Source organism: Gimesia maris (genome assembly GCF_008298035.1).
GTDB lineage: Bacteria > Planctomycetota > Planctomycetia > Planctomycetales > Planctomycetaceae > Gimesia > Gimesia maris.
The window spans coordinates 5,703,761-5,721,329 of record NZ_CP042910.1 but is presented as its reverse complement, the minus strand read 5'-3'; the positions used below and the strand labels follow the sequence as shown (position 1 = coordinate 5,721,329).

Genomic DNA, 17,569 nt, shown 5'->3' with positions numbered 1-17,569 from the left:
CAGTTAAAATTCGCCGATCACATTTCCGTCGCTGATTTTTCCCAGATTTTCATACGTTGTTCCATCAATATTCTCACTGAGAAACCGGACGCCACCATCGCCTAACAGGAAGTGGGCACCACCGGTATGCTGACTGCTGAATGCCCAGGCCAAAGTGCCGTTGATGAGGGAAGATGGATGGTTTTCCGTCTTCCATACGACGGACGCGGTTTTGCCGTTATCGTAATAGCCCACCCAGATGCCTCCATTGTAGTTGATTGATCCCACGCGTCCCCTTGCGGTTTCGCCAATCAGCACGGTATTGCTGGCACCGTCTGTGAGATCACGGATTCGTGTGTCACTGTTCGACCAGAATGAACCGTTTCCAGCAGCTGCATTATGTGGGCTCGTATTAATCGATGTGCCAGTTCCGCGACTGCCATAGATGGTTTTATAGTTGGAAGTCGCGTGGCCACCTCGGTCCGAATTCAACTGACTGCCATTATCGGAGGGACAGCGAAACAGCGGGATCGTGGTTTTGGATTCTTTGGAAGGAGTGACGACCAGTTGAGTGCTTTTCACATTCAAGGCGTTATACATATTGGCTCGATCGATGAAGGGCAGCAGCATGGTTCCCCAACCCCAGCCGGGAAGACAGCCTCCGGTGCTCACAGAACTGGGCTGACAGGAAGAGGAAGTCGAAGGTTGCGTCCAGCCTGGAGGGAAACAGCGATGCGTTTCATGGTAGTTGTGCAGCGCCAGTCCCATCTGTTTCACGTTGTTCTTGCAGGTACTGCGGCGGGCGGCTTCCCGTGCCTGTTGGACGGCCGGTAGCAATAAAGCAATCAGGATGGCGATAATTGCGATCACCACAAGTAGTTCAATCAGTGTAAAGCCGGTTCTCTGAACCAACGCGGATTTGCTCCGAGGCTGCATCTTGACTCTCCAGTCGTTAAAATTGTGAATCGAATAGAAATAGAATGCAGGCCAGTGTGCCTGCAAAATGATAGATTGCGGGGGTCTGGTACTCTTTCGTGGAGTCGATATCAATGAGTACCGATATGAAAGAAGCGGAAAGCGGCTTGCAGAACTGATTTCAACTCTGCACACTGACGTTCCAGTGTTGAATACCGGAAATACACTGAATCTCACGCAAAAAAATTACTTTTTTCAGATTGATCAGGTCATGCGAGCTACTTGAGTTCTACGTAGAAACTTTGGCTGTTAATTACGCTGAATAACTGGACATTACCCTCAGATAAAAAAGACTTGAACAGCGGAAGGTGCTATAGCATGGAGGAAGACTGGGAATCAGAATATGATGCAGATTACCCTGACGAGTCGGAATTCGATGAGGAAACGTCAACCATAGTCTGCCCCCACTGCGGAGCAGACGTTTATGAAGAGGCGCCTGCCTGTCCGGTTTGTGGAGAGTATATCAGCGTGGATACTCATCCTTTCAGCGAGCGTCCCCGCTGGTGGGTCTCACTGGGAATCGTGGGAGTCATTGCTACCATTCTTGCCCTCATTTTTCTCATGTAATTTGAATCAATAGAAGCCACTGCATGTATTTGTCTCGAATCATTCTGGGATCCCGTTCGCCTCGCCGAAATGAACTGCTCTCACAGCTTCTGCCGGAGACTCAGATTGAAATTGTACCACCTGCCGATCCGGAGGAACCCGGGTTTGAATCGCTGCACGGACTGGATGCGATCCAACAGCAGCTGATTTCCATCTGTACTGCTAAAAATGAGGATGTCTTTAAACAGATGCAGGCTGCCGGGAATGATTCAGTCCCAATCTTAACTGCAGATACGATTGTGGTCGTCAAACGGGAATCTGTGGGTCTGGTTGTGTTGGGACAGCCTCCAGCCACGTCAGACTGGCAGGAGACCGTGCGAGACTGGTTTCTGAATGACTATGCAGGGCAAACTCATCAGGTACTGACGGGGGTTTGCCTGAGAGTCAATCAGCGAATTATGATACAGACTGCAGAAACACAGGTGACTTTTTACGATCAGGCGTATATACGCGCACGGCTGGACTGGTATCTTTCGACACAGGAATCACGCGGTAAGGCAGGGGGGTATGCGATTCAGGGAGCGGGGAGTATTTTTGTGAACCGCATTGAAGGCAGCCTGTCGAATGTTGTAGGATTGCCGCTGGAAACTGTGTTCGAGATGTTGAATCATTCACAAACCGTATAAATCACAAATTCGAAACTGCTCATGTCAATTATCCAGTGGAGTACTACGGAAACTAAGGAAATCCAGATCGGGGGGCGGGTTCTCGCCTCACGTTATTTCCTGGCGCCCCTGGCGGGTTATACGCAGCACGCCTTTCGGGTTGCCATTCGTGAACTGGGAGGCGTGGGGCTTTGCACGACAGATCTGGTACTCGCGTCGCATCTGCTCTCAGGCAGCCGCAAATCGAAGGCGCTGCTGACGACTTCTCCCGCCGACCGACCTTTGACAATTCAGATCTTTGGAGGCATCACGGCGGAACTGGTTGCCGCAGCCCGCTGGCTGGAACAGCATGGTTATGCCGCAGTCGATCTCAATATGGGCTGTCCCATGGCCAAGATTAATGGCAACGGAGGGGGGGCCCGCATCATGTGTGCCCCGGATGCCGCCTGCCAACTGGTCGCGGAGGTGGTCGATGCCGTATCTATCCCCGTAACGGTTAAGATGCGACTGGGCTGGGATCGCGATTCGATTACCGCACCGCTTTTAGCGCGAGAATTTGAGCAGGCAGGTGTAGCCGCGATTACGGTTCACGGACGCACCCGCAATCAGGGCTTTGGGGGAACCGTGGATCTGCAGGGAATCAGGCAGACTGTCGAAGCCGTTCAGCAGATCCCCGTGATTGGTAACGGAGATGTCTGTACTGTTGAGGATGCATTTCGGATGCGCGAACAGACCGGATGTGAAGCGGTCTCCATTGGCCGTGGTGCCATGCTGGATCCCTGGATTTTTCGAAAGATATCACAGGCAGTTCGTGATGAGCCGGTGACGGAACCGACCAGGGACGAACAGATCCAATTCCTGGAACGCCACTTCAGTCTGATGTTTGAGCAGCATGAACTGTATGGCTGTCGTCTGATCCGCAAGTTTGCCGCCTGGTATGGTGCCCGCCTGGGAATTCCGGAAGATCTGGAGGACCGGCTGCGGCGTCTGGAGTCCGACGAGGAGTTTAAGGACATCATCGAACAGATTCGCCTGCGGCACGGCGAGCGGGATTCATCGGTTCCGACCGCGTTGATAAAGACACCCAACGGTCCGGTCGAACGCTGGTAATTTGATTTGTAAAAAAACAGCCTCCTGAAAAAATCAGAGAGGCTGTTTGGATTGATGCTTCATTCAGCAGGCTACGGTTGCGTGAGATTATTCACGAATATCGTTGCCACCTGCGTTGTTGATGTCCAGTCCCAGATCCAGCAGGAACCAGTCATCGCCACGGGCAACGGCACCGTAGAGCTGATCGAGTTCGCCATCATCGAAGACGGTTGTATTGTCGAGCCTGATGTTATTCACACCAGCGGCAGCATTTTCCACACGGGTACGAATGCTGTTTACGCGATCGCCGAATGGATCAGCAGAGATCCATTCCTGGTAAATTCCAAATAACTGGGTGATACCGTTATCGTAAACAGTAGAACCACCAATCAGAATGTCGCCATTTGAGCCGTAGTTCGTGTAAAGCTGTTCGTTATGGCCGCGAATAAAGTCTGAACCGGCACCACCGATCAAGATATCGAATCCGTCAGGTCCGCCTTCCAGGGTATCATTACCGTCGCCGCCGACCAGAATATCATTTCCCCAGCCGCCCTGCAGGAAGTCATTCCCCAGGCCACCAAAGATCATCGTTTCCCGATTGTAGAAGGTGTCGTCGACAATGATGGTGTCATTTCCAGCCAGACCCCAGATATAGACGCCGCCCGTGGGTGTGTATTCACCCAGATTTACGCCGTTGATCCGGACCATAATAATATTGGTTCCAGAGGTCTGAGAAAGAAAGATATTATCATTGGCTTGAGTCCCTGTGATGAACAGAGCTGTCTGTCCCGGACGATTCGGGTCAGGCAATAATCCAGTGGAACCTTGCGGCAATACAGTAACCAGGTAATCTTCCACTTCACCATCGGCTGCTTTCCCCGTTGCGGATAATCCGCCTGCAGAACTTAATCGGAAGCGGGCAGCAATATTCGCGACAGCCACAGTGGGCGGAACGACGAAGGAAACAGAATTGGCGCCAGCAACGACAGCATGGCTACTCAGGATTTTTTCACCAGGGTCATTCCAGTCCCCGTCTCCGTTGAAGTCCATCCATGCATCAATAAAACCACTGCCTGAAGAAAGAATCGTGACGGTAGAAGCCGTATCGCCGGCAATGACGGGGTTTAACAGAACTCCGTCGTCCAAGTTGTCCAGGTTCGCATCCGGCGATTCCTTACCATTCGCATCTGCAGACACACCTGCACCCAGGTGTAGTCCGTTCGCGTTGAGTGCATGTTGTGCGCCTTCCCCGTGCGGGTCAACTGCCAGGTTCGGGAAGGTAGGAGGGGCATCTCCAAAATCGACCCCATTGTTGGCAACGATCAATGCGGTATTAGTAATAATTTCTGGAGTCAGAGTTCCTAACGGACCGGCAAATCTCAAGACGGTTCCTGTGTCCGTATCGACGACATACAGGTTGTTATCCGGACCAAAGGTGACACCATAAGGTAGTTGAATCGTGGTTCCAAATGTGTAGCTGCCACTGTCAACCAGGTTACCTGTGACCGGATCAAATCGCAGGATACTTTCGGTGGCGCCGTTGGCAACATAAAGCATTCCGTCCGGTCCGATAGTCAGGCCGCGTGGATTCGCCAGCCCACCGGTTCCGGCAGCGATAAATGGCCCGCCGGGTACTGCGTCGCCGTTGGAATCGAATTTCAGGATCTCATTGTTACCGAAGCTGGCGACAAACAGGTTTCCGGCTGCATCAAAGGCCAGACCATAAGGGGCATCACCATTCAACTCAATGGCATCTACAAAGGTGCTGACTGCACCGGTCAGGAAATCGATTTGATAAACTCGTTTTTGTAACCCGGTTGTTCCTACATACAGGTTTCCATCAGGGCCAAATGTAATGAAGCGAGGTTGCGACTGTGAAGGCAGGGAAGCAAATACCCCCGATCCGATAATGGCCCCCGTCTGACCATCGTACCGCAAGATTTGACTGGTGCCAGAGCTGGCGACATACAGGTTTCCATCAGGGCCGAATGCCATGCCGTTCGGAACTCTAATGCCACCTGAGCCAGGAATGACAAACGATCCTTCTGCTTCACCTGTCTGGCCATTAAACCGCTCGACTGAGTTGTCTGAACCATTGGTTTCAAATCCATTGCTGACATACAGATTGCCATTAGGCCCAAAGACCAGATCACGTGGACTGTTTAATAATCCAGTTGGGACAAATTCTCCCAGATAGTTACCTGGCTGACCTTCTCCAGTATCGGCGTCTGCGTAAGCCGCTGTAATCGTTTCGCCAAAGACAACTTCAAGTACGCCGTTTCCAACAACAAGTGTACCTGGTGACGATTGAATTGTTCCCTCGAATCTGCCAAAGCCGGTTGCTGTCAAGACGACCGTTTCCGAATCACCGCCAGTGGATGTTACGGTCACATTGACGGTCGCGGCGTCTGCCAGGTCTCCGTCTGTCACTACGATATTGATCAGATCGCCAGATTCGTATTCGTCAGGATCAAAGTAGATAACACCTCTACGAGTTTCAGTCAGGCTGATCTGGTAATCTTCGACTTCACCATCTGGTGCCAGTCCGGTTACACCCAGTCCGGCCTGGGTACTTAAGCGGAAACGGGCATACGTATCACCAATCTCAAAGTCAGATCCCGTGGGAACCGCAAAGGAAATGGAGTTTACGCCTGCTGTGACGAAGAGATCGGTAACAATCTGTTCGCTGTCTTCCCAGACGCCGTTGCGGTTAAAGTCGATCCAGCCCTGCAGGTAACCATCTCCTGAAGCAGTGACTTCGATCGTCGCAAATGCATCACTGGCAGAAATGCTTGTGGTTAAATTGTCATCGGGATCCAGAAAGACCACACCATCTTCGTCGAGTCCGTCACCTAATGCGTCACTGCTGGGCTGACCGTCAAGTTCGTAGTCAACAGTTGACCCCAGAGTCAGGCCCGCCCCGAGTATGTGACGGGCACCACCTTCAGTAGTGTCCGCTGGATCGCCCAGTAATGTCGGGTAAGGATCAGGGGCATCCCCAAAATCCAGACCGTAATTCGCGGCCGTCGATAAACCAAATGCCAGTGTATTAATACTGTCCTGGGAACCGGTGAACGAAGAAGTCAGAAAATCTGTTCCAAAATCTACATCCGTGTCGTCAGCGGTGCCGAAGAAACCATCGGCACCCAGGCCAATAATATTCCCAATATTCCCACCCTGGTCAATAATCTGAGCCGATGAATTGAAGTTGTTGGTATGCCACAAACCGAAGAAGTGTCCTGCTTCGTGAGCGACAATGTTTCCAACCGCAACTCCAATCAGATCCGTAATGGTAGAGGAAAAGTTTCGGATAATATTATTCAGTGAATCGGAAACGGCAGGGTTTGTACTACTGAGTAAATCGAGCAGAACAACCGCAGATTCAGTTGTGTCAAAGTTTCCGACGTCAATCGATTCTGCAATCCCAATCGTGCTGATTCCCAGTTCATTGATAGTACCGCCGACGATCACGCGACTGAGATTGGGAGTATTAAATTCGTCCAAACCAGGATTATCCCAGCTGTTGAGAATTCGGATTCCGTAATCACCAGGATTACCGATCACAGCACCGGTTACAGGATCAAAGTATTCCCCGTTATTTCCCTGCACCCCAATGTCTGCAAAGTTTTCTTCGACCGTGGCCATAATCGCCCTGATCACGGCTTCTTCGTCTGCGGCTGACAGTCCCCAGTTAGCAAGAAATGAACTCAGAGGAGAGAGCGCTGCATCTGAAGATGGTAAAAATTCATTGAAGATGGATGGGTCAACGGTAGCACCATCGAAGTCGATGTAGAGTGTCTGAACTGCAGCGGTATCGGCCAGTTGCGTTTCCAACTCAGGACGGAAGGCCCGTAACTCAAGATCATACAGTCCATAAACGCCTGTTACACTGATATAATAGGTACCCGTGGTTGCTGCTACGATAGAAGCAGAAGCATTTCCATCACCGGGTAAAGGACTGTCATCGGGGTAGAGATCACTCAGAAATCGAGAGGATTCGAATAATAAAGTTCCTGAGGGACCATACAGCGAGACCGTTTGTCCGGCCCCAAAGACGTTGGCACCCAGAATATCACCTGCTTCCAGTTCGACGGCATAATAGTCAACATCGACCGCATTCAGGCCGATTGTCAGATCATACGTACCTTCGGAACTTGAATTGGTTCCTACTCCGCCACCACTGGCAGGATCAAAGGGATCAAGAGGAAGGCCAGTACCAAATCCCCCCACCATGACATAATAATCCCCGTCCAGGGGAGCTGTGTAGGTCAGGAAACTATCGAGAAAGTTACCTCCATCATCATCAAAAGCCAGGAGATTACCGGAACTGCTGTAGATGGCAACGATCGGATCCAAACCAAAGAATTGTGTGGCATCTTCTACGGAAATGGTAATTAACTCACCAGCCTGGACTCCAGACAGCTGATAAAAATCGAAGTCACCTGTGTCGGTTCCAGCACTTCCATGCGGCCCATTTCCGATTGTGGCTCCAAAAATTTGTATTTGACCACCAAGACTCAGCCCTAAATTATTTGCCAGAGTAATGGAACCATCATCTTCGGGAAACGGGAAAAATGTTTGGGTACCTGCATTCGCCAGAAATCCTGCCAGATCGACTTCCGGGTCGTCATCCAAACCTGTTCCGAAGCCGGTAATTAATTCTGCGGTGCCCAGAGAGTCGTTCGAACCAGTCGTACCAATGGTTTCGTTTTCATTTGTGGCAAAAGAAAGATAATCAACAGGGTTTTCAATTTGTCCCAGATCTTTGCTGCTGATTTCTTTTTCTTCTTCAGAAGCAGGTGTCGCGGCCCGATTTTCTGCCTCTGTTTGTGCGGAAACCAGTATCGTGGGGGGGGGAATCTCACGACCATCTTCTGTGATGCTATAGCTGCCTCCAGGCGGCAGAGAGTTTCCAGCCGATAGAAGTGTCCTGTCTTCCAGACACTCTACAGTTGAGTAAGAGTTGGTCAGTGAATATACACGTTGATTTCTCAATCGTTTATTGCGCCCTTTGAGGAGCTGATTGAGAAAAGAACCGATTCGACCAGGCTGGTGACGACGTTTAGTTCTCGTAAACATCATTTGCATCTTTCCATATCATGCCAAAACAGGAAACTCTATTTCAGCGAGTCGCGTGTCTATGAAGAGTCTTAATAACTCTTTAATTTTTAATGGTTTAGGACTATCTGACGCAGTGTGATACTCAAATCAAAATTGCTGCGATGGTAGTTGACAAAAATCAACGAATCTACTTATCTGTTAAAATGGGTAGATTCAAAATAGATTGTGCAGCAGCAAAACTATGTATGTCAAGCAAAAGATAAAAAAGATCAATTGAAATCAGGTCGCTGGTACTGGTTTTAGCGGCTGTTCCCACTGCTACGGACTGTCTGTTACGTTCTGGACGTCTGAAACAGAAATTTCTCACTATAGATAAGGGGGTTTTCAAAGTTATTTATATGTTCAGTTGATCCCGTCAAAGTCAGCAGTCTGAAAACCGCCAAAAAAGTCGTCTGTTGCTTCCAGATCACTATCTGCAGGGAGTTTACGTTCTCCCGGAGACAATTCTGATTGCATCAGTAGGCTGTCTGGAGAATGTTCGTGGCCAAGCAGATGATTCAATTCATGCAGGAGAACGGTCAATAAATCGATGTGTCCAGAAGCATTGCTGAACAATTTGGCATCAAACAGACCAGCCGTTGAGGCATTAAATTCTTCATTCAGGAACGGAGTCTCGTCGACAAACCATCCCCAACCTGCCGCATTGACATCAAGGTAGATGGTGTTATTTACTGCATCAGCTTTGGCCAGCTGGTTTTGAGGTAACTCTACAATTTCAATTTTTACATCGGAAAGTGTTTCAGTGACAGACTCATCATACACTGCGGCGAGTTGCTGTTTTGCCGCTTCGAGAACCGGTTCCACTTCATCTGTGGTGATCGCCGGGGCATCCGATTCCTCTGCATTAATCAGTGATGCCAGCAGGAAATCCTGTTGCCAGACTTCTGAATAATTGGATGGATAAACAAGAAGACTTCCGCTTCCCTGCACTTTCCCATAGTTCGACACCATCAGGATCAGGTCTCGATAATCGACTTTGCCAGATCGGTCAAAGTCAGCGGCCCAGGCAAGGTCTGCATCGGGACTGCCGGGACTCTTGTTATAAACTCCAACAAAGGCAATCAGGTCGCGGTAGTTAATGGCTCCATCATCATTCAGATCATAGAGTGCCGGAACCAGAGTGAGATTCACGGCAGATCCTTCGGTCACTGTGGCATCGCCCTGCGAGGAAGTCAGAATGCTGTTTGAAATCTGAAAATTCAAATCTGCAACCGGATGGATGTATTCTCCATCGGCATTTAAAGGAACCTGTTTGACGGTCAGTCGTACCCGCGCCAGCAGGACCAGTGTTTCCGCGCCATAGTCAGAGAGGTCTGTGGCAGCGCCCAGTCCAGTGATGGTTCCTGTTTCATTATCGATAATGCCAGTCTGGCTCAAATTAAAACCAGGACCATAGTCAATCGAATCCGCCGTCAGGTAAGTCGCATCAAAACCGAAGTCGACCTGGGCTGAAACGAGTCCATAATTCGAGGAATTGCTGATGCTGACCCAGATTTCGACGATGACCGGGTTAAACTCATCAATAAAATCGGCGTTGGTGGGAAGTGATCCTGTCTGACCGGAAGTACCGACATTGGTAGACTGCCATTTAACAGTCAGATCCGCACTCCCCTGAATGCCTTCTGCTTCAAAAGCGCCCATATCAACCCGGACGATCGAGTCATTATTGCTGTCGATAACGCGGTTGAAGCCTCTCTGGTCGAGTGTGAGTGCCGGATCAAAGGCACTGCCATCAAAGGCAGGATTTCCCGCATCAATCGCAACGCTGCTGGAGTTCAATGCATGGGTCTGAGTCAGCCCGCCATAATCACCCAACGGGAGTAAACCCGGATCCTGGCCCAGAATGAAATTTGTTGTAGCAAAGGTGTCGACACCACTGGTACTTTCAATCAGGCTGTAGCTGCCTGACAGGTATCCATACACGTCTGCACCATCATCAAACGCAGTATTGTCAGCGATGATGCTGTTGTTGACGGGGGCAGCATAGCCGGCAGAGAAGACTCCCCCACCATAACTGCCGGCGTGATTATCGGCGATAGTACTGTTGTGAATGGCGGTACTGATAAAACCTTGTGGATCGGAATAATAAATTCCAGCACCGTATTCACTTGCTGTATTTCCGGAAATGGTGCTGTTGATGATGAGTGAAGTATAAGCGCCATTAAAAATTCCACCCCCATTCCCCAGTACTGCAGAATTCTCCGAAATTGTACTGCTATGTACCGTCAAGTCTCCTGCAAACTGGATCAGGCCACCGGCTGTTCCGGAACTATGATTGTCATGGATTGTGGAGCCGGTGATGAGAGTGGTTGCCGAATCAATATAAAGTCCCCCCCCACCTGACTGACTTTGCGAATCGTTGCCAACGATCCGGGAACCGTTGATGGTCAACTCACCATTCAACTGATAGAGTCCGCCGCCACTACCCATAGAGACCGAATTCAGAGAGAGTGTGCTGTTAATGAGCGAAACATTGGCATTAGAAGCGTATAGTCCACCTCCATGGCCTTCCACGCTGTTGTTGTCCAGAGTCGTGTTCGTCAACGTGACCGATCCGCCTATGCTGGCGATGGCTCCCCCCGAAGATAATATTGAGGAATTGTTCTGAAATAAGGAGTTACTGATTTCCAGGGTTCCCGTGTTGTATATCGCACCGCCGTAACCGTTTACAGTATGGTTATTCATCAGTTCGCTGTTGATCAGAACCAGGTGTTCTGCATTAAAGATGGAACCTCCGTTTACGTTAGTAGAGCCGGTGCGCTGGCCATTGGTCAGCTTCAGGTTCTGCAGACTGACTTCCAGAACGTTCGCGTCATCATCTGTGATATTAAAATGGCGGTTTGCAGACGTCATGTTTAACGTCAGCAAAGGTGTACCTGCTTCAGACGTCGGTGCAATGATGGAGACATCGTCAATGATGGGGAGCATCGCAGACAGGTTAATCGTATTTTCCTGGCCGTCGAATAACGCCGGGTCAAACATGATGATGTCGGCCCCATTCCCTTTCGGAGATACATCAGATATGGAATCATTGTTGGCCGCCAACATGGCTTCACGTATCGAAACCTTTTTGTCTGTTGCATTAAGATTATCTGAAAGCGTTGTGACCAGGATCACTCCTTCCGGGGCGATCGAGAAGTTTACCGTTGCCGTATTGGAATACAGCCCCAGGTCGTCTTTCATACGATACGTAAACGACCCCAGTCCCATGTAACCGGAACCATCGGCGATGTAATTGACCGTACCATCATCATTCACGGTCACAGTGCCGTGTGCGGGCTGTTCGACAATTTCGATGGAAGTCAGGTCTAAAGTGCCATCAATGTCTATATCGTTTGTCAGAAGATTAATGGGGGCCGGAGTATCACCCTGCAGTGCAAAAAAGTCGTTATTTGCTACAGGTGGAGTGCCGACGATGACAGTGATGACCTGATAGTCCTGCAGATCACGAAAGTTCGCTTCGTAATTGGGATCACTTGGACTGGTCTGCTGGAATCCCACGGCAACGGTAATCTCATAGATCCCGGGTGTGAGCCCCGCATTCGGGCTCACGGTCAGTAAGCCAGTGGTCAGATTGACGGAATAAGGTAGTAATGGATTAGCGGTGACCGGAACCGCCAGTTGGCGAGAACCTAACTTGTCCTGATCATAAAAAAAATAGAAGTTATTGCCATTCGGCGCAGTGATGTCGACATCTGTGGCAGTCAGTTGATACTGAATCGAATTACCAGGAGCAACCTGCAGATCAGGAATGTCATTCAGATAGGGATTGGCATTCTCATACCAATTGTGTGCGTTGAATGAATCGGGAGTGGCAGTCACCTGAAAGGTACGCTGTGTGGTATTTCCATCCTGGTCCTGGGCTGTGATTGTGATGGTGGATGTTCCGGTATAGCCTTCTGCCGCCGTCAACACCAATGTGCCATTCTCCAGATCGGAAAAGACGTCGATGGTTTCTATTTTGATCGTAAAGTCGGGGACACCATCCGTGGTTGAGATGTTGCTCAACGCTTGTCGAACGTCCTCCCCCTCAGTCAGGAAGCCAAAAATGGTATTCTGGAAATCATACTTTCGAGAGTAACCACCTGTGATCGAGAAGCGAGAGTCGTTCTGGTCATCGGTTGTGGTCGGAGTCTTGCTGCTTTCTATTTCTCCTGTGTCAGGGGTGGGGGCTGGCTTATACATCGAGAGCAGGCCGGATTGTACGTGTTGTAGTTCCGGGTGAAACTGATCGTCAAAATAGCCCAAACCGGAGTCGACCAGCCCCGATTCGGAATGATCTCCCCCCTGAATCATGCCATTGATGATCATGTCGAAGATCTGATTATCGTAATAACCGCTTTCGGCCAGTTCGATAATCCGTTCCGCGGCACGGGGAGCACGCTCTTCGAATAGTTCAAAGACCATATCACCATAGCCTGCAACTGAGATCCGGATACTGCGGTTTCCAGACAGGATCTGTGCTGAAATATCGGTATTGCTGGAATCGACCGTATAGAGAATGTCGCTATTTTCAGAGTCGTAGCCATCCAGGGCAATATGCAGTGCCGTTCCTGAATAAAAATTCTGGTCGGCAATCGCTTTCAGGAAAGGATCGTCTGATTGAGGGATCGCAATACCGGTTTCTGCTGCCAGGTCTGCCACGGAATTAATTGTGCTGCCGTCGATCAGAGTTCCATCATTCAGTTTCCAGACGGGCTGCAGGAAGTTGATATCACTGATCCCTGCTTCACTCGCACTGGCGTTTAAATCACGATTCGCATCGGTGATTTCGATAAACTGCAGAAACTGCGCCCCATCTTCCAGCAGCGCTTTTTGTTCTGTAGTCTCAGCCTGCCAGGCGGCTCCATAGAGTGTTACATTCGCAGCAGTGAGAGCTTGTGCGAAAGCAACCAGGTCCTGCCCACTGAGCAGAGTGCGGTCTTCCAGTTTTTCTGTGGCGGCGAGGGGGGCAGTTGTGGCTTTCTGCCGACGATGATGTTTACTTCGCCGTGGACGCCATAGATTATCGATGAATTTCGAGATCATTTAACTGGTATCTTTATGTTACATATATCTTTGTTGTGGAACTTTTTTCAAAGGCAGGCAGATTCCATTTGTATAGAAATTGACCTGACTGTTCAGTTAATGATTTTAAAGAGGCGGCCCTACCTAACAAAACAGGGAAATTGGAATGTTTCCAATCTTTAGAGGAAATGTATGGTATGGGTGGCTTGTTTATGTTTGACATACGCAAAATACAATCTGCACGGAAAATGACGATTGGGGGTAAAAAATCTAACAAAACGATACGGAAACCAACCTGAAATGTTGATTTAAGTCAACAAACTGTAACAACTTACTGCACCCACCTATTTTTGGGCCACAAGCAGAGAATCAAAAAAAAAGCTTTTGTTGTCGCTCTACTGACTGATTAAAATAAGCTGTACCAGCAATCGATCTATGGATTGATTTACTGTGTAAGTCATATCGTATAAACGCCTTAAGACTGTGTTCATATCTGTCGCAGGACAAGTTTGTGATCACTTCTTACTGGAGTCAGGCAGCTGGGCTCAGTCGTTACTTTTCACTGTTTTAAGCGTCATAATGCTGAAAGCAGCGTCTGTTGATTTCCTGACACATCAAACGAATGGGTTTGAGTGTGTCGAAGTTCTGGTCGTTTTTAATTCGCTCCTGGAGGCAGTTTGAGCATTGCATCTCACGGTTATCACTGGATGAAGACTGGTTTTCGTCCGGCAAAATCGCGTCTCTCCCGCTGGAGTGCCACTGCCAGTCAGATCATGCAGCGGTGTGAAGCCCTGAAGAAAATGTCCGACGACAAACTGGAACGTTACTCGCTGGAGTTACGCTGGCGTGCGAAATCCGGTGAACCCCTCAAGAAAATTCTGCCGGAAGCATATGCCCTTGTACGAGAATCCGCCTGGCGGGTTTTGAAGATGGAACACTTCCCCGTGCAGCTTATGGGGGGGATTGCCCTGTTCGAAGGAGGCATTGCCGAAATGCAGACCGGTGAGGGGAAAACCCTGACAGCGGTTCTGCCTGCCTACCTGCGAGCATTAATGGGCAAAGGGTGTCACGTCATCACGGTCAACGACTATCTTGCCAGGCGTGACTCCGAAATCATGGGACCGGTATTCAATAAGCTGGGGCTTTCGGTTGGCTGTATTACGTCAGATATGGAAGATGAAGATCGGCGAATCGCCTATGGTCTGGATGTGACCTACGGCACCGCGAATGAAATGGGTTTCGATTTCCTCCGTGATCGGATTCGTATCGGAGCTTCTGCGCCCGGTCAGCTGGAACAGGCCATTACCAATCATAAAAACTCCGGAAAAGAGCCGCTGGTTCAGCGTGGCAACTATTTTGCTCTGATTGACGAAGCGGACAGTGTATTAATTGATGAAGCCAGAACTCCGTTGATTATCGGACTGATTCAGCCGAACGACGCAGCCTCCGTGAACCTGTTTCGCTGGAGCAACCGGGCCACTCATCAGCTTGAGTCAGAAGTGGATTATGTCTATGACCCCAAAAAACGCTCATCCTATTTAACGGACTCCGGGTGCCGTAAAATTCTGCTGATGGCAAAACCTTCTCTGCTGGATTCGATTGATACCGAACGCATCTATAAACAGGTTGAACAGTCACTGGTCGCCCGATTTGGATTCCTGAAAGACCGTGATTATGTGGTCGTCGATGATGAAGTCGTGATTGTTGATGAATCAACGGGTCGTATGATGGAAGGGCGTAAATGGCAGGATGGACTGCATCAATCCATTGAAGCGCAGGAACATGTTCCCATCACAGCCGCCACGGGGCAGGCGGCACGTATCACCGTGCAGAGTTTTTTCCAGAACTATGTGCACCTGGCGGGGATGACCGGAACCGCTGCCCTCGCAGAAAAAGAAATCCGTAAAACGTACAAAGTTTCAGTGACTTCGATTCCCACTCATCGCCCCTGTATCCGCGAAGGCAGTCAGGCGCGGGTCTTTAAAACCATGCAGGCAAAACGTATGGCCGTGGTGGAAGAGATCGAACGTCTGCGATTGAAACGCTGTCCAATTCTCGTCGGTACACCCTCAGTCGAGGCGTCTGAAGCACTCGGTGATCTGCTGGCGATGAAAGCCATCCCGCATCAGATTCTGAATGCAAAATACCATGAACAGGAAGCCGAAATCGTCCGCAAAGCGGGTGAGCCGGCACGCGTCACCATCGCCACAAATATGGCCGGTCGCGGTACCGATATTCTGTTAAAAGATGATGTACGCGCGAATGGGGGACTGCATGTCATTGCAACCGAGATGCACACCTCTGCCCGCATCGACCGTCAGCTGATTGGTCGGTCCGCCCGACAGGGCGATCCTGGTCACTATCAGTTCTTTCTCTCACTGGAAGACGAATTACTCCGCTGCCTGGAACTGAGCCAGATCGAAAAGCTTGCGAAATCTGCCAAGGCAGACAAAAACGGGGAACTGCCTGCAGGCTGGTTGTCGTTCTTCAAGAATACACAGAATTTCCTCGAGAAGCTGCATCGGAAACAACGGCGCGATATGCTCAAGCAGGAAAAGAATCGAATTGAGATGTTCCACAAAATGGGACTCGATCCTTACCTGGAATGGACTGAGTAGTCACTCTGATTCTTATGTATTTGCGAACCGCGTCTGTGCATTCTCCCAGGTGATCTGTTTTTCTATCTCCATTCCCAGCTGTGACTCTTTCAGTTTATTCAGGCTGGATTCCAGGTAGAAAAATGGAAAGTAAGAACCAAACAGGATTTGCTCATAGGGCACCTGTTGCATGAGGTTCTCGATTCCACCCACGCCTTCCAGCATGGCAATTTCAATGGTCAGGTTCGGGTTTTCCGTCAGTCGGGTCAGACTGGCTCCCCGCAGCGACTTCATGCCGTTCAAAATGGTGACCTGCAGTCCATCCTGTTCTTTCATCAGTCCCGGCAGAGATTCAAAATTCACATCGGGGATCCGCATCAATTTGTGTTGAGTCCGATCGTCTTCCATCCGCATGGCGATCTGAATAAACATCCCCCGTTCCGCAGCCATCGCGAACAGTTTTTTCGCTGCGGGACTGCTCAGTTCATACTCATGGTAATTGGGATGCAGGCGGATACCGGGCATTTTCCATTGTTCGTGACAGGTGATGACATCGTCTTCCCAGCCTGGCAGCGTGGGGTTGATACTTCCGACAGGGGTCAGCAGATTAGCGCCCTGTAACTTGCAGTCGTCATGCAGTCGCTGATTCACTGCGCGGATGTCTTTATGCAGCAGTCCGTCAAAACTGCCGGCATACGCGCGGGTAATCTGGTTTCGTTTCAGTTTACTCACCAGTTCCGGAGTACTGTCACAAGGCAGCCGACGAAAGGGCCAGCGGGAGAGATACACGTTCACATCACAAATCATACCTTGATCCCTTTCTCTTTCAGAATGGGAGTCAACAGGCGTTTGAGATTGCCTCCCAGAATCAGACGCCTGGAGACCTCAGGGATATCAGCGCCTTGAACCTTCGCCAGTTGAGAAGAAAAGCTGCGACCGCCGATATCACTACCGTAGAGAACGCGATCTGCCCCCAGCGTCCTGACTGCCATTTCCGTGATTCCAGCGGTCGGATCAGAACCGCCAATGCCGGCGTAGACGTTCGGAGAATCCTGGATCGCCCGCAGTCCCAGTTCATAATCACCTCCCGTATGACCGCAGATCAATGGGACATCGGGATGCCGTTTGGCCATCAGTGCCAGGTCACCGGGCGTCGACTCACCAATCAGATTGCCTCCGGTTTTGTACCAGGTATGCTGATAGATTAACGCGTTCAACTCGGCAGCCCGTTTGATTATCGGATCAATCTCTGGATCATTACAGCGACTGGAGACCCACAGTTTGACTCCAATCATCGGACCATTTTTCACACAGCGGTCGAGTTCCGAGATACTTTCTTCCACGTACTTTGCATTCAGATACACAAAGCCGAAGGCCCGGTTATGCCAGTGGCTGATCGCCTGCAATACCTGATCGTTCTGCTTGCGGAACTGTTCCGGCGTGGGATCGGTCAAAAACGGCCAGCCCATGAAAAAAATAAGTCGCTCCACGCCCATGCGGTCGGCATAGACCATCAACTGCGCGATGCGCTCATCGACGGTTTTGCCGTCCACCCCCGAGAGGTGGCAGTGTAAGTCCCAGATCATAAAT

9 protein-coding genes are annotated in these 17,569 nt (G+C 50.0%); 4 read left to right on the top strand and 5 right to left on the bottom strand.

Annotation, left to right across the window (positions count from 1 at the left end; all coding sequences use genetic code 11):
* Positions 1-3: 3 nt before the first annotated feature.
* Positions 4-915: a DUF1559 domain-containing protein gene (locus GmarT_RS21205; protein WP_002643887.1), complete on the bottom strand. Its 912-nt coding sequence runs from the start codon at positions 913-915 to the stop codon at positions 4-6.
* Positions 916-1,272: 357 nt separating this feature from the next.
* On the opposite strand from GmarT_RS21205, the gene GmarT_RS21200 reads away from it, so the two are divergent.
* From GmarT_RS21200 to GmarT_RS21190, 3 genes are read left to right on the top strand one after another with little or no spacing between them, the layout of a single operon-like run.
* Positions 1,273-1,521 (top strand): zinc ribbon domain-containing protein, encoded by a 249-nt coding sequence (locus GmarT_RS21200; protein WP_002643889.1) that lies wholly within the window; start codon positions 1,273-1,275, stop codon positions 1,519-1,521.
* Positions 1,522-1,544: 23 nt separating this feature from the next.
* Complete coding sequence (locus tag GmarT_RS21195; RefSeq protein WP_002643890.1) at positions 1,545-2,186, top strand: Maf family protein; 642 nt, start codon at positions 1,545-1,547, stop codon at positions 2,184-2,186.
* Positions 2,187-2,207: 21 nt separating this feature from the next.
* Positions 2,208-3,275: a tRNA dihydrouridine synthase gene (locus GmarT_RS21190; RefSeq protein ID WP_002643891.1), complete on the top strand. Its 1,068-nt coding sequence runs from the start codon at positions 2,208-2,210 to the stop codon at positions 3,273-3,275.
* Positions 3,276-3,362: 87 nt separating this feature from the next.
* Here GmarT_RS21190 and GmarT_RS21185 read toward each other — a convergent pair whose 3' ends face one another.
* Together GmarT_RS21185 and GmarT_RS21180 are read right to left on the bottom strand one after the other, a co-directional pair.
* Positions 3,363-8,336, bottom strand: a complete 4,974-nt coding sequence (locus GmarT_RS21185; RefSeq protein ID WP_044236129.1) for a GEVED domain-containing protein — start codon at positions 8,334-8,336, stop codon at positions 3,363-3,365.
* A 381-nt stretch (positions 8,337-8,717) separates the two neighbouring features.
* Complete coding sequence (locus GmarT_RS21180) at positions 8,718-13,403, bottom strand: cyclophilin type peptidylprolyl isomerase (protein WP_002643893.1); 4,686 nt, start codon at positions 13,401-13,403, stop codon at positions 8,718-8,720.
* Positions 13,404-14,059: 656 nt separating this feature from the next.
* Between GmarT_RS21180 and GmarT_RS21175 the strand changes: the two genes are divergently transcribed.
* Positions 14,060-16,000, top strand: a complete 1,941-nt coding sequence (locus GmarT_RS21175; protein WP_002643895.1) for a preprotein translocase subunit SecA — start codon at positions 14,060-14,062, stop codon at positions 15,998-16,000.
* 12 nt (positions 16,001-16,012) lie between these two features.
* Here GmarT_RS21175 and GmarT_RS21170 read toward each other — a convergent pair whose 3' ends face one another.
* Together GmarT_RS21170 and GmarT_RS21165 are read right to left on the bottom strand one after the other, a co-directional pair.
* Positions 16,013-16,786 carry an amidohydrolase family protein gene (locus GmarT_RS21170; RefSeq protein WP_002643896.1) on the bottom strand — a complete coding sequence of 258 codons (774 nt, stop codon included), beginning with the start codon at positions 16,784-16,786 and terminating at the stop codon, positions 16,013-16,015.
* A complete protein-coding gene (locus tag GmarT_RS21165; protein WP_002643897.1) occupies positions 16,783-17,565 on the bottom strand; it encodes an amidohydrolase family protein in 783 nt (260 codons plus the stop codon). The genes GmarT_RS21170 and GmarT_RS21165 overlap by 4 nt, the downstream gene beginning before the upstream one ends.
* Between the last annotated feature and the right edge of the window lie 4 nt (positions 17,566-17,569).

What these genes read in the sequence shown, in the direction of transcription:
- GmarT_RS21190 (WP_002643891.1), top strand. Translation starts at nt 2,208, where the DNA reads ATGTCAATTATCCAGTGGAGTACTACGGAAACTAAGGAAATCCAGATC.
- GmarT_RS21185 (WP_044236129.1), bottom strand. Translation starts at nt 8,336, where the DNA reads ATGATGTTTACGAGAACTAAACGTCGTCACCAGCCTGGTCGAATCGGT.
- GmarT_RS21195 (WP_002643890.1), top strand. Translation starts at nt 1,545, where the DNA reads ATGTATTTGTCTCGAATCATTCTGGGATCCCGTTCGCCTCGCCGAAAT.
- GmarT_RS21170 (WP_002643896.1), bottom strand. Translation starts at nt 16,786, where the DNA reads ATGATTTGTGATGTGAACGTGTATCTCTCCCGCTGGCCCTTTCGTCGG.
- GmarT_RS21200 (WP_002643889.1), top strand. Translation starts at nt 1,273, where the DNA reads ATGGAGGAAGACTGGGAATCAGAATATGATGCAGATTACCCTGACGAG.
- GmarT_RS21205 (WP_002643887.1), bottom strand. Translation starts at nt 915, where the DNA reads ATGCAGCCTCGGAGCAAATCCGCGTTGGTTCAGAGAACCGGCTTTACA.
- GmarT_RS21180 (WP_002643893.1), bottom strand. Translation starts at nt 13,403, where the DNA reads ATGATCTCGAAATTCATCGATAATCTATGGCGTCCACGGCGAAGTAAA.
- GmarT_RS21165 (WP_002643897.1), bottom strand. Translation starts at nt 17,565, where the DNA reads ATGATCTGGGACTTACACTGCCACCTCTCGGGGGTGGACGGCAAAACC.